17 protein-coding genes are annotated in these 20284 nt (G+C 53.8%); 9 read left to right on the plus strand and 8 right to left on the minus strand.

What is annotated here, in order from left to right; genetic code table 11:
• Window positions 1-5: 5 nt before the first annotated feature.
• From KGP16_RS06115 to KGP16_RS06140, 6 genes are all read right to left on the minus strand, one after another.
• Window positions 6-344: a cytochrome o ubiquinol oxidase subunit IV gene (locus tag KGP16_RS06115; protein ID WP_021180176.1), complete on the minus strand. Its 339-nt coding sequence runs from the start codon at window positions 342-344 to the stop codon at window positions 6-8.
• The gene (locus KGP16_RS06120) at window positions 345-959 is read right to left on the minus strand and encodes a cytochrome o ubiquinol oxidase subunit III (protein WP_071683015.1); all 615 of its coding nucleotides are present in this window, start codon (window positions 957-959) and stop codon (window positions 345-347) included.
• On the minus strand, window positions 949-2940 hold the full coding sequence (cyoB, locus tag KGP16_RS06125) for a cytochrome o ubiquinol oxidase subunit I (RefSeq protein ID WP_021180174.1): 1992 nt from the start codon (window positions 2938-2940) through the stop codon (window positions 949-951). The genes KGP16_RS06120 and cyoB overlap by 11 nt, the downstream gene beginning before the upstream one ends.
• Before the next feature lie 4 nt (window positions 2941-2944).
• The gene (cyoA, locus tag KGP16_RS06130) at window positions 2945-3898 is read right to left on the minus strand and encodes a cytochrome o ubiquinol oxidase subunit II (RefSeq protein WP_037375261.1); all 954 of its coding nucleotides are present in this window, start codon (window positions 3896-3898) and stop codon (window positions 2945-2947) included.
• Between the two features lie 445 nt (window positions 3899-4343).
• Window positions 4344-5822, minus strand: a complete 1479-nt coding sequence (gene ampG, locus KGP16_RS06135) for a muropeptide MFS transporter AmpG (protein WP_021805485.1) — start codon at window positions 5820-5822, stop codon at window positions 4344-4346.
• 48 nt (window positions 5823-5870) lie between these two features.
• A complete protein-coding gene (locus tag KGP16_RS06140) occupies window positions 5871-6449 on the minus strand; it encodes a lipoprotein (RefSeq protein ID WP_021180171.1) in 579 nt (192 codons plus the stop codon).
• Window positions 6450-6802: 353 nt separating this feature from the next.
• Between KGP16_RS06140 and bolA the strand changes: the two genes are divergently transcribed.
• The 9 genes from bolA (at window position 6803) to KGP16_RS06185 (ending at window position 17597) form a co-directional block, all read left to right on the plus strand.
• Complete coding sequence (gene bolA, locus KGP16_RS06145) at window positions 6803-7117, plus strand: transcriptional regulator BolA (RefSeq protein ID WP_021805484.1); 315 nt, start codon at window positions 6803-6805, stop codon at window positions 7115-7117.
• Between the two features lie 364 nt (window positions 7118-7481).
• The gene (gene tig, locus KGP16_RS06150; RefSeq protein WP_021180168.1) at window positions 7482-8786 is read left to right on the plus strand and encodes a trigger factor; all 1305 of its coding nucleotides are present in this window, start codon (window positions 7482-7484) and stop codon (window positions 8784-8786) included.
• 421 nt (window positions 8787-9207) lie between these two features.
• On the plus strand, window positions 9208-9831 hold the full coding sequence (gene clpP / locus KGP16_RS06155) for an ATP-dependent Clp endopeptidase proteolytic subunit ClpP (protein ID WP_021180167.1): 624 nt from the start codon (window positions 9208-9210) through the stop codon (window positions 9829-9831).
• 207 nt (window positions 9832-10038) lie between these two features.
• Window positions 10039-11310: an ATP-dependent protease ATP-binding subunit ClpX gene (gene clpX, locus KGP16_RS06160; RefSeq protein ID WP_021180166.1), complete on the plus strand. Its 1272-nt coding sequence runs from the start codon at window positions 10039-10041 to the stop codon at window positions 11308-11310.
• Window positions 11311-11503: 193 nt separating this feature from the next.
• Complete coding sequence (gene lon / locus KGP16_RS06165; protein ID WP_021805482.1) at window positions 11504-13858, plus strand: endopeptidase La; 2355 nt, start codon at window positions 11504-11506, stop codon at window positions 13856-13858.
• 217 nt (window positions 13859-14075) lie between these two features.
• Window positions 14076-14348, plus strand: a complete 273-nt coding sequence (gene hupB / locus KGP16_RS06170; protein ID WP_004954599.1) for a nucleoid-associated protein HU-beta — start codon at window positions 14076-14078, stop codon at window positions 14346-14348.
• A gap of 170 nt (window positions 14349-14518) precedes the next feature.
• The gene (gene ppiD, locus KGP16_RS06175) at window positions 14519-16399 is read left to right on the plus strand and encodes a peptidylprolyl isomerase (protein ID WP_223500974.1); all 1881 of its coding nucleotides are present in this window, start codon (window positions 14519-14521) and stop codon (window positions 16397-16399) included.
• 210 nt (window positions 16400-16609) lie between these two features.
• Complete coding sequence (locus tag KGP16_RS06180) at window positions 16610-16987, plus strand: ComEA family DNA-binding protein (protein WP_223500975.1); 378 nt, start codon at window positions 16610-16612, stop codon at window positions 16985-16987.
• Window positions 16988-17183: 196 nt separating this feature from the next.
• Complete coding sequence (locus KGP16_RS06185) at window positions 17184-17597, plus strand: thioesterase family protein (RefSeq protein WP_039995774.1); 414 nt, start codon at window positions 17184-17186, stop codon at window positions 17595-17597.
• 36 nt (window positions 17598-17633) lie between these two features.
• On the opposite strand, the gene queC is transcribed toward KGP16_RS06185, so the two are convergent.
• Window positions 17634-18332, minus strand: coding sequence for a 7-cyano-7-deazaguanine synthase QueC (gene queC / locus KGP16_RS06190; protein WP_021805478.1), 699 nt, complete (start codon window positions 18330-18332; stop codon window positions 17634-17636).
• 164 nt (window positions 18333-18496) lie between these two features.
• Entirely contained in the window at window positions 18497-20203 is a 1707-nt protein-coding gene (locus KGP16_RS06195; protein ID WP_094981196.1) for an SgrR family transcriptional regulator, read from the minus strand.
• Between the last annotated feature and the right edge of the window lie 81 nt (window positions 20204-20284).

Raw genomic sequence — 20284 nt, forward strand, 5'->3', positions numbered from 1 at the left:
TGCTCTTAATCGACCATCATGTTGATGTTGAGGTTGTACATAATCCAGAGTGAACCCACAACAACGATACCGATGATCATAACGGTGAACAGCAATGCCACCAGGTTCCAGCGCTCTTCCGATGAGGTGTTCATATGCAGGAAGTAAACCAGGTGAACGATCACCTGGATAACCGCCATGCCGACCACAACCGCCAGGATGGTGGAGTGAGAGGCGCTGCCGCTCATCACCATCGCAAATGGAATTACCGTCAGGATGACCGACAGGATAAAGCCGGTCAGATATGACTTCACGCTACCGTGGCTTGCGCCGCCGTGAGAGGTATCATGGGATGAATGGCTCATTTACATTACCCCCAGCAGGTAGACAACGGTAAATACGCAGATCCAGACCACGTCCAGGAAGTGCCAGAACAGGCTCAGACACATCAGACGGGTTTTATTGGTTGGGTTCAGGCCACGCTTGCTCACCTGAATCATCATGATGATGATCCAGATCAGGCCGGTGGTTACGTGCAGACCGTGAGTACCTACCAGCGCAAAGAAGCTGGAGAGGAACGCACTGCGGTCTGGGCCGTAACCTTCGGCGATCAGGTGATGGAATTCATAGATCTCCATCGCCACGAAGCCGAGGCCAAACAGGAAGGTCAGGAACAGCCAGGTGTTAACGCTGCTGACCTTGCCCTTGTTCATGCCGATCATCGCCATACCGTAGGTGATGGAGCTGAACAGCAGGAGGAAAGTTTCAACCAGTACAAAATTCAGGTCGAAGATATCTTTCCCAGTGGGACCGCCAGCGGTCCCGTTCACCAGTACTGCATAGGTTGCGAACAAGCTCGCAAACAAAATACAGTCGCTCATCAGGTAAACCCAGAATCCGAAGACCTTGGTTTCTCCTGCGTCGTGGTGCCCATGCTCGGCATGGGCTGCGCTATGGTTGGTCAGAGTATCAGTTGACATGTTTCACGCCTGCTTTGCTGATTTGTTCATAGTGTTGGTTTTCAATGCGCTCGATCTCATCAACCGGCACATAGTAATCAACATCTTCATCGAAGCTCTTGACGATCCAGGTCACGATCATGCCGACGAAGCCAGCAATCGCCATCCACCAGATATCCCAGATCATCGCGAAACCAAATACCAGGCTGAAGCCAGCAATAATCACACCGGCGCCGGTATTCTTCGGCATATGAATCGGCTCGTACTTCGCGGGTTTCTTATAGGCTTCGCCTTTTTCTTTCATGTCCCAGAACGCATCACGATCGTGAATTTCCGGCACTACGGCGAAGTTATAGAACGGAGGTGGTGAAGAGGTTGACCACTCCAGCGTACGTGCACCCCACGGGTCACCGGTCAGATCGCGGTTTTGCTCGCGGTCGCGGATACTGACGTAAACCTGGATCACTTGGCACAGAATACCGCAGGCAATCAGCGCTGCACCGCCAGCCGCAACCAGCAGCAGAGGGTGGAACTCAGGATTGATATTCTGACTGATACGGCGAGTCATTCCCATGAAGCCCAGTGCGTACAGCGGCATAAAGGCGACGAAGAAACCGATGATCCAGAACCAGAATGCGCGGATACCCCAGGTCTCATTCAGACGGAAGCCGAAGGATTTAGGGAACCAGTAGGTCAGGCCAGCGAAGCAACCGAACACCACACCACCGATAATGACGTTATGGAAGTGGGCAATCAGGAACAGGCTGTTGTGCAGCACGAAGTTGGCACCCGGTACCGCCAGCAGCACGCCGGTCATCCCACCGATGGAGAAGGTGATGATGAAGCCCACGGTCCACAGCATCGCGGAGTTAAGCTGAATACGGCCCTGGTACATGGTGAACAGCCAGTTGAAGATTTTCACCCCGGTCGGGATGGAAATGATCATCGTGGCAATCCCGAAGAAGGCGTTAACGTTGGCGCCTGACCCCATGGTAAAGAAGTGGTGCAGCCAAACGATAAACGACAGGACGGTGATCGCGATGGTTGCCCATACCAGTGAGGTATAGCCGAACAGGCGTTTCTTCGAGAAGGTGGCGGTAACTTCAGAGAACACACCGAACACTGGCAGAACCAGGATATACACCTCTGGGTGACCCCAGGCCCAAATCAGGTTGATGTACATCATCATGTTGCCGCCCATATCATTGGTAAAGAAATGGGTGCCCAGATAGCGATCCAGGGTCAGCAACGCGACGGTGACGGTCAGAATTGGGAAGGAGACGATGATCAGCACGTTGGTACACAGTGCTGCCCAGGTGAACACGGGCATCTTCATCATCGGCATGCCAGGGGCACGCATCTTCAGGATGGTGGCGAAGAAGTTCACACCGGTCAACAGGGTACCCAGACCGGAAATCTGCAGACTCCAGATCCAGTAATCGACCCCGACGCCAGGGCTGTATTCCTTACCTGACAACGGTGGATAGGCCAACCAGCCGGTCTGTGCGAATTCACCGACACCCAGCGAGATGTTGATCAAGACCACGCCGACCACGAAGAACCAGAAGCTCAGGGAGTTCAGGAACGGGAAGGCAACGTCGCGCGCACCGATTTGCAACGGCACTACCACGTTCATCAGACCTACCACGAAAGGCATCGCCATGAAGAAGATCATGATGACGCCGTGCGCGGTAAAGATCTGGTCGTAGTGGTGCGGCGGCAGGAATCCGGCCTCACCGGCAGACGCGAGCGCCTGCTGGCTACGCATCATGATGGCATCAGCAAAACCACGCAGCAGCATAACCATAGCCACGATGATGTACATGATACCGATTTTTTTATGGTCGACCGAAGTCAGCCATTCGCTCCACAGCCACTTCCATTTGCCGAAATACGTGATCAGCGCCAGCAGGGCCAGCCCGCCAACGATGATTGCAGCAACGGTGACCATGATGATCGGTTCATGCAACGGAACCGCATCAAGTGTTAATTTTCCCAACATCAGATTATTCCTCGGCTCCGGCGTGAGCATGTTCACTCATGTCCATACCCTGGCTCATGTCCATGCCCTGATGCGCGGAAGCTTCTGCGCCTTTGTGCATGTGCATATCACCCATGAATTTGCCAATTGTCTCTTTGAACAAATTCGGTTTGACACTGGAGAAGTACTCAACCGGGTTGTTTTCACTCGGCTCTGCCAGTTTGTTAAAATCGCTGGTGGCGTTAAGGGTATTAGACGATTCTTTCACCTTGGCTACCCACTGATCGAAGTCGCCTTCGGTCGGGGTGACAATGGCGGTGAATTTCATGCCGGAGAACCCACGGCCACTGAAGCTGCTGGAAATACCATCGTATTTGCCTGCTTCGTTGCCGATCAGGTGCAGTTTGGTCTGCATCCCGGCCATCGCATAAATCTGCCCACCTAACTGAGGAATAAAGAACGAGTTCATTACCGAGTTAGAGGTGACTTTGAATTCGACGGGAACATCTTTCGGGAAAGCCAGCTCATTAACGGTCGCGATACCTTGCTCTGGGTAGATGAACAGCCATTTCCAGTCTAACGATACCACTTCGATGGTCATTGGCTTTTTGTCGGCGACAATCGGCCTGAATGGATCCAGCGCGTGGGTTGTTTTCCAGGTTATGGTGCCAAGGATGGCGATGATAATGATTGGAATGGTCCAGACGACCGCTTCAATCTTGTTGGAGTGTGACCAATTCGGACTGTACTTGGCGCTCTTGTTGGAAGCACGATACTTCCAGGCAAAGGCAAATGCCATGAAGATCACTGGCACCACAACGATCAGCATCAAGCCGATTGCCGTGAGGATCAGTCTTCGTTGCTCAACACCTATTGCTCCTTTGGGATCCATCAACACCATATCGCAACCGCTTAGCAGAACGGTGGCGACAATTAAGGATAACATCCCAATACTTTTATTGTATTTCTTAAGTCTCATCTAACGACCCCAATTACCAAGGCTCTATATTGTCGTTTCATGTGTGCGGGCATTTTACGGGAAGGTTGCAGTACTGTAAACATACTTAAGAGAGTGTCAGCGGCTTGTTGACACTTTCTGTTAAGGGGGTCACACATGTAACGTAAGGTGACAATTTACTAATGGCAACAACGTGTTGGCGAGCTGAATCGTTCCGGGGGGATGCTATGTCATGGAAAACCAAGGGTATGTCAGGATATGGCGTCAGCGGTGGCGATGTTTGAATAGGCGCAAAAAGGTTTATTTAATGTAAAATTTTTGTTTTGTTGAGGTGAATTAAAATCTATTTCCGAGCGTTTTACTCGGGTAAAAAAATAGCTTTGGCGAAAATATTAAATTTTTAACGAAATAAATTCGCTTTTCTGATGCTTTTTTGTTGGCCGAATTTTACCGGCTAACAAAAAAATCACGCTAATTGCGTTCGGCGCAACGCCAGGTAGTCCAACAGGCTGCCCATGATAATTCCCACCAGGCTCAGCATGGCACCGGTTTGCAGGAGCTGCACGGCGAGGTCGGGCCAGTTGGTCCAATTCAGCGCGTTGGCGATCAGCAACAGCAGCCATACGCCTAGCAGCGAGCAGCCGATGCCCAACAGACGCAATGCCCAGCGGTAGGCGGCACGAAACTCAGTGCGTGGCATGAAGTTGTCGGTACGTTGCGTGTACTCCAATGTCTGGCGGCAGATTAACAGCAGCAACAGGCCTGGAACCGCAGCCGCGATGGAGAACAGATAAAACAGTGGCCAGCCATGGGCGGTCACGAACCAACCGGCAATCGGCCCGACGTAAACACGGCCAACGGCGGAGAGCGCCGAGAGCAGGGCAAACTGGGTGGCGGAGAAGGATTTGTTGCACAGGGTCATCAGCAGGGCGACAAAGGCTGCCGTGCCCATACCGCCACACAGGTTTTCCAGGAAAATGGCGCTGCCCATCGTCAGGATGTTTTTAGCGGTGATCGCCAACAGCCAGTAACCGATGTTGGACACTGCCTGCAAAATGCCGAACAGCATCAGCGCGCGGAACAGGCTGAGACGCTGCATCAGGACACCGCCGAACAGGGCCCCGACGATGGTGGCAAACAGACCGAGCGTTTTGTTCACCAGGCCGACCTCGCCGGCATCGAAGCCGACGCCGCGGATCAGAAAGGTGGTACTCAAACTCCCGGCAAAGGCGTCACCCATCTTATACATCACGATCAGCAACAGGATCAGCCAGGCATTGTTACGGGCGAAGAAGTCACGCAGCGGAGCGACTACTGCCATCTCGAGGGTGCGCGGTGCAGGAATGCTGTCGTCCGGTTCTGGTGCCATCAGCGTAGCGGCTACGCCAATTAGCATCAGCCCGGCCATTAACCAGTAAGTCGCCTGCCAGCCGAAATAGCGATCGGCCAGCCACAGGGCCAGCCCGCCGGAAACCAGCATTGCCAGGCGATAACCCAGTACCGAGACTGCGGCCCCGGCACCACGTTCTTCGGCCGCCAGCAGATCGGTTTTGTAGGCGTCAAAAACAATATCCTGTGAGGCAGAACAGAATGCCACCACCACCGCCAGCGTGGCCAGCCACCACAGGTGCTGTGACGGATTCATAAACCCCATCGCCACGATGGCCACTACCAGCAGCAACTGGCTGATCAACAGCCAGCCACGCCGCCGCCCAAGGAACGGGGGAGTGTAGCGATCCATAAACGGAGACCAGAGGAACTTGAACACGTAGGCCTGACCTACCAGTGAGAAGATACCAATGGTTTTCAGATCTAGGCCTTCGACGGTCATCCAGGCTTGCAGCGTGCCGGAGGTCAATGCCAGCGGCAGCCCCGAGGCAAAGCCCAACACCAACAGGATGACGGAATTACGCTGGGTAAAAATATTCAGATACTGTTTCGACATGAGATCCTGGTCTGCGTTGCCCGGAAGTACAGGCAACGCATTGCCTGATTAACGTGCGTTTTGCTTGATAAAGTCGTTGACGCTGGTGTCCTGCGCCATATCGGCGATGACGTCACCCAGCACGGTGTTGACCGCATCGGTGATTTTTTCATTGCTGGCGGTGAAGGCACCCTGCACGTTATAGGTAGAACGGTAGTTCTTCACCTGCTTGTTGCCGTTTTTGGCCTGCGCGATGATTGAAATATCCGCTTTGGTGGTGATGTTGTAGCGCAGGTTGCCTTGGGAAACGTCGGCAAACAGCGTATTCACCACGATCTGCAAATCAACCGCACCTGATGGCCCAATCATATAGCCACGCGCGCCCATTTGCTTTTCCAGCACTTCTTGTAGCAGGAAACGCAGATCGCGCGATGGGGTCAGGGTGATCAGTTGGCCGTCACGGTTCACTTTGGCCAGCGCCTGGTCTGGGCGTTGATCGGCACCGTTAATGCTGATGGTGATCCCTTGCAGGGTTGGGTCCTGCTGTGGCAACACGATCTTCGGGGTTACGTTCAGGGTATTGGTGCTGGTAGCACAGCCAGCCAACAGCAGTGCAGCCAGCAGCGGAAGACAAAGTTTTTTTAACATTATGACTGTCTCATCAATCGTGGTTTTATACCCGGTGCTGTTCAAGCCCGCGGGCAGGGTTGTGGGTGCTTGATAATCAAAGCGCTAGAGTCAACGATAAATTGCCGCCATCATAGCATTGCCAACAACGGGGGGAAGTGTTGAAGGTGGCCGTGACGTAAATTTTTCCTCAACCAGAATAAAAACAGGCTTTTTTGCGAGGCTCAATCGGATAAACCTCAACTGAGCCGCTTTTGTTGATGCTTTTTACAGCAAAGAGCGGTGGGATTTACGATAGCCATGTTCTGCAGGGGGCAAAACCGACTAATATTAAAGTAGAACCTGGTAGCCTGCCGGTGTTGTAAGGAGATCCTATGATCCGCGAGCAAATAGAAGCAAAGTTAAGGGCGGCGTTTGAACCCGCGTATCTGGAAGTGACTGATGAGAGCTATCGGCATAATGTTCCCGCTGGATCCGAAAGTCATTTCAAAGTGGTGTTGGTGAGCGACCGATTTGTCGGCGAACGGTTCCTGACCCGCCATCGCTCCATTTATGGCGTATTGGCGGAGGAACTGGAAAACGGCGTACACGCGCTGGCATTGCATACCTATACCCTGAAAGAGTGGGAAGGGCTGCAGGATACGGTTCCGGCTTCACCACCTTGTCGTGGGGCGGGCACACTGGCTTAATACCTAAAATTTACGGTATCAGTGGAACTTTTACCCGTATTTAAGGTATTACTACTGACGAATTTTGCAACGGCCTGCGGGCCGTTGCTGTTTTTGACGACGACAAAGCCGAAGGCGTTTGCAGCTCTGATGGCCATGGCATCAAGGTATTTGGGCGAAAAATCGGCAAAAGTGTGATTTTTAACGCGCCAGTGCTGCCTTGCCATCCTCGACTAGCTACGCTTGCGCCGCTATAATGTCGCGTCTATTTTTTCCGGAATGGTTTCGGAACGCTCTCGACATCAGGGAACTCGGTTTTTAATGTAGCCGTCCTGGTTCTTGGAACGGAGTTGACCGAGCACTGTGATTTTTTTGAGGTAACAAGATGCAAGTTTCAGTAGAAACCACTCAAGGCCTTGGGCGCCGTCTCTCTATTACTGTACCCGCTGATGTTATCAATCAGGCAGTAAAGAAAGAGCTGATCAACGCAGCTAAAAGCGTACGTATCGACGGTTTCCGTAAAGGCAAAGTGCCAATGAACATCGTCGAACAGCGTTATGGCGCCTCCGTCCGTCAGGACGTGCTGGGCGATCTGATGCAGCGCAACTTTGTTGACGCGATCATCAAAGAGAAAATCAACCCGGCCGGTGCACCAAACTACGTACCGGGCGAGTATAAAGAAGGCGAAGATTTCGCTTTCACCGTGGAATTCGAAGTCTATCCAGAAGTTGAGCTGAAAGGCCTGGAAAGCATCGAGGTTGAAAAACCTGTAGTTGAAGTTAACGACGCCGATGTTGATACCATGCTGGAAACTCTGCGTAAGCAGCAGGCGACCTGGAAAGACACCGACGGCGCAGCCACTGCTGAAGACCGCGTGACCGTTGACTTCACCGGCTCTATCGACGGTGAAGAGTTTGAAGGCGGTAAAGCTGCCGATTTCGTTCTGGCCATGGGCCAGGGCCGCATGATCCCGGGCTTCGAAGAAGGTCTGGTGGGTCATAAAGCCGGTGAAGAGTTCACCATCGACGTCAACTTCCCAGAAGATTACCACGCTGAAAACCTGAAAGGGAAAGCGGCCAAGTTCGCTATCGTGCTGAAGAAAGTTGAACAGCGCGAGCTGCCAGAACTGACTGAAGAGTTCATCAAGCGTTTCGGCGTGGCTGATGGTTCTCTCGCCGGTCTGCGTACCGAAGTGCGTAAAAACATGGAGCGCGAACTGAAAGGCGCCGTGCGTAACCGCATCAAGACTCAGGCTATCGACGGTCTGGTCAACGCTAACGACATCGACGTGCCAGCGGCACTGATCGACGGCGAAGTCGACGTTCTGCGTCGTCAGGCTGCACAGCGTTTTGGTGGCAACGAGAAGCAAGCGTTGGAACTGCCACGCGAACTGTTCGAAGAGCAAGCCAAACGTCGCGTTGTGGTCGGCCTGCTGTTGGGCGAAGTGATCAGCACCAACGATCTGAAAGCCGATGAAGAGCGCGTTAAGACCCTGATCGAAGAAATGGCTTCCGCCTACGAAGATCCGAGCGAAGTTGTTGAGTTCTACAGCAAAAACAAAGAGCTGATGAACAACATGCGTAACGTTGCTCTGGAAGAACAAGCGGTAGAAGCCCTGCTGGCTAAAGCGAAAGTGACCGAAAAAGCCACTACCTTCAGCGAGCTGATGAACCAGACTCAACAAGCTTAATGCTGGTTGATGCCAGGAACGGCCTGATGGCAGGTCCATTGCCGTAGCAGGGAGTTCCTTACAAGGCCCGTAACTTTGGTTACGGGCTTTTCTTTTGCCACGTGACTGATTAATCTCGGCTTAACTGTGGCAATATGCACTATATTTATTGGGACGAGGATGAATGGCGGTAGCGGAAGGCCAGTGGTTGTGACCTTGCCTGCCACACAGGGATGTTGGTGAAATTGTTCACCGGGCTTGAAATTCGCTCTGTGACCCCCCAATTCCTACAACAGTATGGGCCGCTTTATCCGCCTGGCGGAATGATAGCGCCGTCAAATCAGTGTGGAGCCTGTCGATGGCTTGAACGTAGTCATGATGGCCGTTCTCAAGTAGAATCGACAGACAATGGCGCCAAGGCAATTTCTATTAGGAGACGGTAATGTCATACAGTGGCGAACGAGACCAATTTGCACCTAACATGGCACTGGTGCCGATGGTGGTAGAGCAGACTTCGCGCGGGGAGCGTTCTTACGATATTTATTCCCGCCTGCTGAAAGAGCGCATTATCTTCCTGACCGGCCAGGTTGAAGATCATATGGCTAATCTGATCGTGGCGCAGATGTTGTTCCTCGAGGCAGAAAGCCCAGAAAAAGATATTTTCCTGTATATCAACTCACCGGGCGGCGTGATCACGGCGGGTATGTCAATCTATGACACCATGCAGTTTATCAAACCGGACGTCAGCACCATCTGTATGGGGCAGGCGTGTTCCATGGGGTCGTTCTTGCTGACGGCAGGCACCAAGGGCAAGCGTTTCTGCCTGCCAAACTCCAGAGTGATGATCCACCAGCCGCTGGGCGGCTACCAGGGCCAGGCAACGGATATTGAAATCCATGCGCGTGAGATCCTGAAGGTGAAGGCTCGGATGAATGAGCTGATGGCACAACATACCGGCCAATCGCTGGAGCAGATCGAACGTGATACCGAACGTGACCGCTTCATGACGGCGGAAGAATCGGTAGAATACGGTCTGGTCGACAGCATTCTGACGCACCGCAGCTAAAACTATACCCAAGGGCCGCAAGCTGTAGAGCGTACCTGCCGCCTGAAGGGTTATTAGGTAGCGCGCGGCTTGCGGGCCGATAGGCTATAGTATTCAGAGCGGGCCTGGCTCGCTTTAAACAGCGTTATCGGCGTTCCCGGTATAAAGTTTGGGCGCATTGTCGCCGCGTAATGGTGCGGGACAAAGACAAAAGAAGAGGTTTGACTCATGACAGATAAGCGCAAAGACGGTTCAGGAAAGTTGCTGTACTGCTCTTTCTGCGGCAAAAGCCAGCATGAAGTGCGTAAGCTGATTGCCGGTCCGTCAGTGTATATCTGCGATGAATGTGTTGATCTGTGTAACGACATTATTCGCGAAGAGATTAAAGAGGTTGCGCCGCATCGCGAGCGTAATTCATTGCCGACACCGCACGAGATTCGTCACCACCTGGACGATTATGTTATCGGCCAGGAACAGGCGAAAAAAGTGCTGGCGGTGGCGGTCTATAACCACTACAAACGCCTGCGTAACGGCGATACCAGCAATGGCATCGAACTGGGCAAAAGCAATATTTTGTTGATCGGCCCAACCGGTAGCGGCAAAACCTTGCTGGCAGAAACGCTGGCACGTTTCCTGGATGTGCCTTTCACCATGGCCGATGCCACGACGCTGACCGAAGCCGGTTACGTGGGTGAGGACGTGGAAAACATCATCCAGAAACTGTTGCAGAAATGCGACTATGACGTGCAGAAAGCCCAACGCGGCATCGTCTATATCGATGAAATTGACAAGATTTCACGTAAGTCAGACAACCCGTCCATCACCCGTGACGTTTCGGGCGAAGGCGTGCAGCAGGCGCTGCTGAAGCTGATCGAAGGCACGATTGCGGCGGTTCCACCACAGGGTGGGCGTAAACATCCGCAGCAGGAATTCCTGCAGGTGGACACCTCCAAGATCCTGTTTATCTGTGGCGGTGCGTTTGCCGGCCTGGATAAGGTGATTGGCCAGCGCGTTAACACCGGTTCCGGTATCGGTTTTGGTGCCACGGTGAAGGGTGAATCTGAAAAAGCCACCGAAGGCGAACTGCTGTTGCAGGCAGAGCCGGAAGACTTGATCAAATTTGGCCTGATCCCGGAATTCATCGGTCGTCTGCCGGTGGTTGCCACCCTCAGCGAACTGAGCGAAGAGGCACTGATCCAGATCCTGAAAGAGCCGAAAAACGCTCTGACCAAGCAATATCAGGCGTTGTTCAATCTGGAAGGGGTCGATCTGGAATTCCGTGAGGAAGCGCTGAACGCCATCGCCAAGAAGGCCATGACGCGTAAGACGGGTGCCCGTGGTCTGCGTTCGATTGTCGAAGGCGCGCTGCTGGACACCATGTACGATCTGCCGTCGCTTGAAAGCGTAGATAAAGTGGTGATCGACGAATCGGTGATCGCTGGCCAATCCAAGCCGTTATTGATTTACGGCAAACCGGAAGCGCAGGCTTCTGGCGAATAATTAGCCAGTCAAACCAGAAAGTTAATCGTAAAAGGGGGATTTTATCCCCCTTTTCTTTTTCTCTACATTGTTACCGTTGAATGTCAGAGATTCATCCCCATATACTCATAATCCAGATTTTGTGAAACGTTTGATGCTGGCGTCTCATGAGATCCCCCTAATCCTGGCGGAAATTAAACTAAGAGAGAGCTCTATGAACCCTGAGCGTTCCGAACGCATTGAAATCCCCGTGTTGCCATTGCGCGACGTGGTGGTTTATCCGCACATGGTGATCCCGTTGTTTGTTGGCCGGGAAAAATCGATTCGGTGCCTCGAAGCCGCAATGGATCACGATAAAAAGATCATGCTGGTGGCGCAGAAAGAGGCCTCGACGGATGAACCTGGCATTAACGATCTGTTCTCGGTCGGTACCGTTGCATCGATTTTACAGATGCTGAAACTGCCGGACGGCACGGTCAAGGTGCTGGTCGAAGGTTTACAGCGTGCGCGTATTACCACGCTTTCCGACAGCGGCGAACACTTCGCTGCCCAGGCTGAATATCTTGAATCACCGGCTATCGACGAGCGTGAGCAGGAGGTCCTGGTGCGCACGGCGATCAATCAGTTTGAAGGCTACATCAAGCTGAACAAAAAAATTCCACCGGAGGTGCTGACGTCATTGAACAGCATCGACGACGCTGCACGCCTGGCGGATACCATCGCTGCGCATATGCCGCTGAAGCTCAGCGACAAGCAGTCGGTGCTGGAAATGTTCGATATCACCGAGCGTCTTGAGTACCTGATGGCGATGATGGAGTCGGAAATTGACCTGCTACAGGTTGAGAAGCGCATCCGTAACCGCGTCAAGAAACAGATGGAAAAGAGCCAGCGCGAGTACTATCTGAATGAGCAGATGAAGGCGATTCAGAAAGAACTGGGCGAGATGGACGACACGCCGGATGAACACGAGGCGTTGAAGCGCAAGATCGAAGCGGCCAAAATGCCGAAAGAAGCGCGTGAGAAAACCGAAGCGGAACTGCAAAAGCTGAAAATGATGTCGCCGATGTCTGCGGAAGCGACCGTCGTGCGTGGCTATATCGACTGGATGATCCAGGTGCCGTGGAATGCGCGCAGCAAGGTGAAAAAAGACCTGCTCAAGGCGCAGGAAGTGCTCGATACCGATCACTACGGCCTGGAACGCGTCAAAGACCGCATCCTTGAGTATCTTGCAGTGCAGAGCCGCGTCAGCAAAATCAAGGGGCCGATCCTGTGTCTGGTAGGGCCTCCTGGCGTGGGTAAAACCTCGCTGGGGCAGTCGATCGCTCGCGCGACCGGCCGCCAATATGTCCGTATGGCGCTGGGCGGCGTACGTGACGAAGCAGAGATTCGCGGTCACCGCCGGACTTACATCGGCTCCATGCCGGGTAAACTGATCCAGAAAATGGCCAAGGTTGGGGTGAAAAACCCGCTGTTCCTGCTCGATGAGATCGACAAGATGTCATCCGACATGCGTGGCGATCCGGCTTCAGCCCTGCTGGAAGTGCTGGATCCGGAACAGAACGTGGCGTTTAACGATCACTATCTGGAAGTGGATTACGATCTGTCCGACGTGATGTTCGTGGCGACCTCGAACTCGATGAACATCCCGGCACCGCTGCTGGACCGTATGGAAGTGATCCGTCTTTCTGGCTACACCGAAGACGAAAAGCTGAACATCGCCAAACAGCACCTGTTGCCGAAGCAGCTTGAACGCAACGCGTTGAAGAAAGGCGAATTGACGGTAGATGACAGTGCCATTATCGGCATCATCCGCTATTACACCCGTGAAGCCGGGGTGCGTAGCCTGGAGCGTGAAATTTCCAAGCTGTGCCGTAAAGCGGTCAAGTCGCTGCTGATGGACAAGAAGCTCAAACACATCGAGATCAACGGCGAGAACCTCAAGGACTATCTGGGCGTTCAGCGTGTTGATTACGGCCGTGCAGACACCGAAAACCGCGTAGGCCAGGTAACCGGGCTGGCGTGGACGGAAGTGGGCGGCGATCTGCTGACCATCGAAACTGCCTGCGTACCGGGCAAAGGCAAGCTGACCTACACCGGTTCTTTGGGTGAAGTGATGCAGGAGTCGATCCAGGCCGCGTTGACCGTGGTACGTGCACGTGCAGAGAAGTTGGGCATCAACGCCGATTTCTATGAAAAACGTGATATCCACGTCCACGTGCCCGAAGGGGCGACGCCGAAAGACGGCCCAAGCGCCGGTATTGCCATGTGTACCGCGCTGGTTTCCTGCCTGACAGGCAACCCGGTGCGCGCCGATGTGGCGATGACCGGCGAGATCACCTTGCGTGGTCATGTGTTGCCGATTGGCGGCCTGAAAGAGAAGCTGCTGGCGGCACACCGTGGCGGTATCAAAACCGTGCTGATCCCTTACGAGAACAAGCGCGATTTGGAAGAGATCCCGGACAACGTCATTGCCGATCTGGAGATCCATCCGGTACAGCGGATCGATGAAGTTTTGAACATCGCACTGGTTAATCCGGCCTTCGGCGCACAGCCGGTAGCGGTAAAATAGTGACGTATAGCAAAAACCATTGATAAAACTCATGCTGGCAAGCCAATTCGGACTTGCCAGTATTTTTTTGTGCCGCTAAGTTAGATCCCTGTCGGCTCGCGTTTCGCTGCCGTTTGGTGGCTTGCCAAGGCACGACGGGATTGATATAACAGCAGCGCTGTCGTAACCGTAGGGATTTTTTCGGTGCGACGTTTTGAATTCTAGAGGGGATGATAGAGTGAATAAGTCACAACTGATCGACAAAATTGCCGCGGGTGCTGATATTTCTAAAGCGGCAGCAGGGCGTGCTTTGGACGCCATTATTGCTTCCGTTACCGATTCCTTGAAAGAAGGGGATGACGTGGCTCTGGTTGGTTTCGGTTCTTTCACCGTGCGTGAGCGTTCAGCTCGTACCGGCCGTAACCCGCAAACGGGTAAAGAGATTAAAATCGCGGCAGCCAAAGTTCCGGCTTTCCGTGCAGGGAAAGCCCTGAAAGACGCAGTAAACTGATTACGGCGTTTAATCGCATCGCGTCGCCGGTAAACAATCACCTGACGCAGCGGTATTGGTAAGGTAAGATATAAGGCGCATCAGGTTGATGCGCTTTTTTTATTTTTGTCGCAGGGAACGCGCCTGCACAAGGGTTGTTAATCCACATCACAGCGGAGTGTTGTCACACTATGATGGACAATTTACGCGCGGCTGCTAACCACGTCGTGCTAAAAATCATCCTGGGGCTGATTATCTTGTCATTTCTTTTGACTGGAGTAGTCAGCTATCAGGGAAGTGCCGGCGATTACGCTGCGAAAGTAAATGGCCAGGTGATCGAACGCGCCCAGCTGGAACAGGCTTTCCAGAGTGAACGTAGCCGGATGCAGCAGGAACTGGGTGACCGTTTCTCTGCCATGGCTGGCAACGAAGGCTACATGCAGCAGATGCGCCAGCAGGTGCTGTCTCAACTGATCGACAAGTCGCTGCTGGACCAGTACGCGAAGACGCTGGGCCTGAGCGCCAGTGACGATCAGGTGAAAGAGGCCATCCGTCAAGAAAGCTATTTCCAGACGGACGGCAAATTCGACAACGCCAAATATCTCGACCTGATTACCCGTTCGGGCTTTAGCGCCGATCAATATGCGCAATATACACGCCAGCGGTTAATCAACCAGCAGATGATCCAGGGCTTTGGCGGTTCCGATATCGTCACACCCAGCGAAGCACAGTCTATGGTTGCCCTGGTTCTGCAAGAGCGCGACGTGCGTCTGGCGACGATCGATCTCAATACCATGATGGCCAAGCAAACCGTCACCGACGAAGAGCTGAAGGCCTTCTTCGAGCAGAATAAAAACAGCTTCATCGCGCCAGAGAAGGTGAAAGTGAGCTTTATCCCGCTGGATGCCGCGGCATTGCAGGATACTGTGACCGTTACCGAAGCGGATATCAGCGCCTATTACGATGGGCACCAGAGCAGCTTTGGCCAGCCGGAACGCAAAAAATTCAGCGTGATCCAGCTGAAAACCGAAGCGGATGCCAAAGCGGTATTGGAAGAGCTGAAAAACGGTGGCGATTTCGCTGCATTGGCGAAAGAGAAATCTACCGACATCATCTCGCGCCGTACCGGTGGCGAAATGGACTGGATGGAACCAGATACCACGGCAGACGAACTGAAACAGGCAAACCTGACCGAGAAAGGCCAACTGTCTGGCGTAGTGAAGTCTTCAGTGGGTTACCTGATCGTGCGCCTGGACGATATCAAGCCAGCGCTGGTGAAGCCATTGAGCGAAGTGCATGATGCTATCGCCAAGCAGCTCAAGCAGGAAAAAGCGGTAGATGCCTACTATGCGCTGCAGCAGAAAGTCAGCGAGGCGGCGACCAGCGATAACGAGTCCCTGGCCTCAGCGGAAGAAGCTGCGGGTATCAAGGCGGCTAACACCGAATGGTTTACCCGTGACTCGGTACCTGCTGCGTTGAACTTCAAGCCGGTTGTGCAGGCCATCTTCGATGGTTCGCTGATTGGCGAGAACGGCGCACCAGGCAGCAACTCTGACGTCATCACCGTTGACGGTGACCGTGCATTCGTGGTTCGCGTTGTGGCCCATCAGCCGGAAGGGATTGAACCTTTCGACAAGGTGAAAGATCGCGTAACCGCGATGGTCAAACACAACAAGGCACTGCAAGAAGCCAAGCTGCAGGGTGAAAAACTGCTGGTTGAGCTGAAGCAGGGCAAAGGCGATGAGGCGATGAAAGCCGCTGGTCTGAGCTTCGGCAGCGTACAGAAAATGGCACGCGCCCCGGAAGACAGCCAACTTGTGGAAGCCGTTTTCGCACTGCCGCACCCGGAAGCCGGTAAAGTGGTTTACGGCATGTCACAGGATGCTCAAGGGAACGTGGTGTTGATCGCTCTGGATAGCGTTAAGCCAGGCACTCTGCCAGCAGACGAAATGAAAACCTTCGTCAGCAACATGGAGAAAGGAAGCGCTAGCGTGACCTTCGATGCCCTGCTGACTAACCTGCGCAAAGAAGCCAAGATCAAAATGGGTGCCGCTGAGCAGCAACAGCCGTAATCTCCGCTCTCTGGTTTTGTAGGGGGCGCAGCATGCTGCGCCCGTATTCCTCCCTGCAGTGGACGGGAATAAGCACCGCATTTCTTTGCAACAGCTTGCAATATTCAAAGGCCGCTTTCGCGGCCTTTTCCACATTTAAACTCTGCCATTTGCCGATCTTCCGCCGCTGCGGCAAGGTAACCAAGCTGTCAAACACAAGGAGGATACAGCATGCAACTTAGCGAAAATAAAGCCATTATCCGTTTTACCGTTATCCGCCAGCTACTCTTGGCGGCGGCGTTGTTTGGCCTGATAGGGAGCTCGGCCATTGCCGCAGAGAAACCCTCTCAGGGGCAACCACAGGCCGCTGTGGTATCGCCTAAGGTTAGCCCTGAAGCATCAGGCGAAGGTGAAGCCAAGGTCAGTATTAACCAGGCAGATGCAGAGGCGCTAGCCACCGTGTTGAACGGCGTAGGGCTGAAAAAGGCAGAGGCCATAGTGCGCTACCGCGAACAGAACGGGCCGTTTAGCGAAATTGACCAGCTACAGGAGGTGCCGGGGATCGGCCCCTCCCTGGTGGAAAGAAATCGTGATCGGCTGAAAATGTGATCCCGCTCGCGGCTGCGTGGCAAAGTGCCCTCGCAGCCGCGCTGCTCTGCTACATTTTACAGGTCATACCAGTCGTCCATCGCAAACTCTTTGCCAAGCCCTGCGGTATCAGCATGCGGTCTGCAAGGAGGGATATCACTGAACGGGTATGCCGGTATTAATTTGTTATCACCAGAGCAGGAGCGGTCGTTTCACTATGCAGACTTATATCAAAGTTCGTGGCTATCATCTTGATGTCTATCAACACGTTAATAATGCCCGGTATCTGGAATTTCTGGAGGAGGCGCGCTGGGAATGGCTGGAGGATCTGGATGCTTTCCACTGGATGACGCAAAACAACATCGCGTTTATCGTGGTGAACATCAATATCAATTATCGTAAGCCTGCCGTATTGGGGGATAAGCTACGCATCGATAGCCAGATGCTGCAACTCAATGGCAAGAGCGGCGTGCTGAGCCAGCAGGTATTGCTGGAGCCGGAGGGGACCGTGGTCGCCGACGCGACGCTGACCTTTGTCTGTATCGATTTGAAAACCCAGCGGGCACTGCCGATTGAAGGCGCACTGCGTGAACACCTGGTGGCACTACAACAAAAGGATCAGCAGGCCTGATTGACTGGGCGACGCTATCGCCGCCCATAAACGAGTTCAAACCAAGCCGGTTTTCCGCTTCAGGCTGGCCATCACGCCGACCTTGTCCTGCTGATACTGCTGCAATCCGTTGGCGCGCAGGTGGCAGGCCGCACATTCACCACAACCGTCGCCTTGAACGCCGTTATAACAGGTGAGCGTCTCATGGCGAACACGTTCCAACTGTTGATAATAGTCCGCCAGCGCCCAGGTCTCAGCCTTGTTGAGCCACATCAGTGGAGTTTCAAAGCGAATATCACGGGCGATCCCCAGCACGATGGCCTGATTCAGAGCCTTAACAAACTCGTCGCGGCAATCCGGATAGCCCGAGAAATCCGTCTCGCACACGCCGGTGATCACGGCTTCGGCTTCCACCTGGTAGGCATAAATCGCCGCCAGGGTGAGGAACAGGATGTTGCGTCCCGGCACAAAGGTGCTTGGCAAGGCATCGGTCTGCGAGCTGTCGTAGGTGGGGACCGGAATGTTATCGCGAGTCAGGCTGCTGATGGCCAACTCATTGAGCAACCCAACGTCCAAAACCTTGTGCGCCTTGGCTCCCAGGGTTTGGCATAGGGCCTGGGCCACCTCGATTTCGGCGCGGTGACGCTGGCCGTAATCGAACGTGATGCAGTGAACTTCATCATACTGTTGCAATGCCTGGATCAAGCAGGTCGTGGAGTCTTGTCCACCGCTAAAAACGACGACTGCGCGTTTCATAAATCTACCTTCTGGCTAGGGCCATTCCCGATGCACATTCGGGCGGCCGGTTTATGCCCTTTACTGCCAGGTTACAGCGTTACTGGCCTGAACCTGGCGCTATTGGGCTTTATAACACACATGTGGGGATGCTATCAGAAATGCTCGCCACAGCGTAGGGCAACCTAATCATCCAGCGGTGGTGGCAGCCAAGCCTGGCAAAAATCAAACCAGCCGTAGGCGGTGAGCATCACGCCCTGTATGCGGGGAGGGGCACTGACCTGATACTGATAATTGAATAGGGGCGTGAGGATCGCCGCCCCCATCAACTGTTGATAATACGCTTTTAGCTGGCTGTAGCGTTGCAGTGGTGCTGGGCATTGCTGGATCTGTTGCAGGGTTCGCTGTTGGTATTGCCAATCCTCTTCTCGCAAAATCCCTTGCCACAGCAAATCGCGACGTAGCCAGCTTTCTAACGTCGCTTCCGGAGCTTCACCAATCAGGTTATCGGCCAGCAACAGATCGGCTTGGGCTACCTGCTCGGTACTTTGCCAACGTTTGCCGGAATAATAGCGGACCTCTAATTGGCAGCCATGCTCCGCCAGCAATTGTTGCAAAGCCTGAGTCACGCTCTCTAGTTCGATCGGTGGATGGTACAGCAGCGTCAATCGAGGGGGCAGCTCAACATCCTGTCTGACATCATGCTCAGGGATCGCCCAGCCCGGCAGCATTTCATGGCTTGGCATAATCACGCCCTGCTGGATGGGCAAACTGGCCAGCAGCCCTGAGCGCTGGATCAGCATCAGCAGCTTTTGCCCTTGTGCCTCACTCAGTACGCCACGGCGCTGGTTAATTGCCAGGTAGCACCACCCTTGGCTCATACTGCGTTGTACCGGCCGCGCCTGTGCCAGTTCTTCCTGCTGGCCGATGGTGATGCGTACCGGGTGCTGGCAACTGGTGTCGGTACTGCGGGTTGGCAGCTCTGGCGTGATCCAGTATTCGATGCTTTCAAGATAAGGATGTTGCAGATGGTAGTAAGGATGCTGTTCCAGCCGTACCATATGCGGCTCGTTTAGTGCCAGCTTAAACGGGCCTGCGCCGAGGCTCGGTAACTCTGGATGTGTCATCAGGCAGGGCAGTTCCGCCAGCCGGTGCGCCAGCCAATAATCGGGCATTTGCAGATCGAACTGGACGCATAGCGCATGCGGCAGGCTGATTGCCGCCACGCTGCTCAATAATGGCTGACTGCGCGGATGGTGTTGCAGGGCGTTGAGGGTTTGCAATAGTTGTTGGCCCGTCAAGGCCTCGCCGTTATGCCATCGCAGCTGGCTGCGCAGAAAGAACTGCCAACGCAGGCCGTCTTCGCTAATCTGCCAATGATGGGCCAGATCGGGCTGTGGCTCGGGGCAACCGGTATTGAAGCGCGTCAAACCGGCATAAACGGTCGCGACCAGATGCTGTTCCGCACGGCCGCTTAGCGTCAATGGATCGAGCTTTTCCAATGTGCGGTAATAAGGGATACGCAGCGTAGGGCTGCCCTTCTGCCATTGGCCGCCGAGGTGGGGGCTTAGCAACTCTTGCAGATGCTGTGGCGCCAGCTGCGCCATTTCCAAGGCCCCCTGATGATCGCCCAGTTGCAGTAAACGTTGGAGATGCGCAGTCCGCAGTTCATCGGGGGTTTTCAGGCACTGCAACTGCGCGCGTTTCCCCCTGCCGGCCTGTGATTGCCAACTTAGCCAGCCTTGTTGCTGCAACTGCTGCACCAGAGTGCGTGCATGCCGCTCGCTACAATAGAAGATCGCAGCTAATTCACCGATCGTGATCGCCACCGGCGCGCTGCCTAGCTGGTGGTACAAACGTTGATACTGACCGAGGCGATGAACCAGGCGCATAGCGGTATCCTAGGTGTTGCAAGCGATGAAAGATAAATCAGGAAGCGTTTAGGCAAATTGTTCACTATTACTTCCGCAAAT

The organism is Serratia sp. JSRIV006, from assembly GCF_019968685.1.
In the GTDB taxonomy this organism is placed as follows: domain Bacteria; phylum Pseudomonadota; class Gammaproteobacteria; order Enterobacterales; family Enterobacteriaceae; genus Chania; species Chania fonticola_B.

Coding starts and splice junctions, on each gene's coding strand:
- KGP16_RS06115 (WP_021180176.1), bottom strand. CDS start 344: ATGAGCCATTCATCCCATGATACCTCTCACGGCGGCGCAAGCCACGGT.
- KGP16_RS06120 (WP_071683015.1), bottom strand. CDS start 959: ATGTCAACTGATACTCTGACCAACCATAGCGCAGCCCATGCCGAGCAT.
- cyoB (WP_021180174.1), bottom strand. CDS start 2,940: ATGTTGGGAAAATTAACACTTGATGCGGTTCCGTTGCATGAACCGATC.
- cyoA (WP_037375261.1), bottom strand. CDS start 3,898: ATGAGACTTAAGAAATACAATAAAAGTATTGGGATGTTATCCTTAATT.
- ampG (WP_021805485.1), bottom strand. CDS start 5,822: ATGTCGAAACAGTATCTGAATATTTTTACCCAGCGTAATTCCGTCATC.
- KGP16_RS06140 (WP_021180171.1), bottom strand. CDS start 6,449: ATGTTAAAAAAACTTTGTCTTCCGCTGCTGGCTGCACTGCTGTTGGCT.
- bolA (WP_021805484.1), top strand. CDS start 6,803: ATGATCCGCGAGCAAATAGAAGCAAAGTTAAGGGCGGCGTTTGAACCC.
- tig (WP_021180168.1), top strand. CDS start 7,482: ATGCAAGTTTCAGTAGAAACCACTCAAGGCCTTGGGCGCCGTCTCTCT.
- clpP (WP_021180167.1), top strand. CDS start 9,208: ATGTCATACAGTGGCGAACGAGACCAATTTGCACCTAACATGGCACTG.
- clpX (WP_021180166.1), top strand. CDS start 10,039: ATGACAGATAAGCGCAAAGACGGTTCAGGAAAGTTGCTGTACTGCTCT.
- lon (WP_021805482.1), top strand. CDS start 11,504: ATGAACCCTGAGCGTTCCGAACGCATTGAAATCCCCGTGTTGCCATTG.
- ppiD (WP_223500974.1), top strand. CDS start 14,519: ATGATGGACAATTTACGCGCGGCTGCTAACCACGTCGTGCTAAAAATC.
- KGP16_RS06180 (WP_223500975.1), top strand. CDS start 16,610: ATGCAACTTAGCGAAAATAAAGCCATTATCCGTTTTACCGTTATCCGC.
- KGP16_RS06185 (WP_039995774.1), top strand. CDS start 17,184: ATGCAGACTTATATCAAAGTTCGTGGCTATCATCTTGATGTCTATCAA.
- queC (WP_021805478.1), bottom strand. CDS start 18,332: ATGAAACGCGCAGTCGTCGTTTTTAGCGGTGGACAAGACTCCACGACC.
- KGP16_RS06195 (WP_094981196.1), bottom strand. CDS start 20,203: ATGCGCCTGGTTCATCGCCTCGGTCAGTATCAACGTTTGTACCACCAG.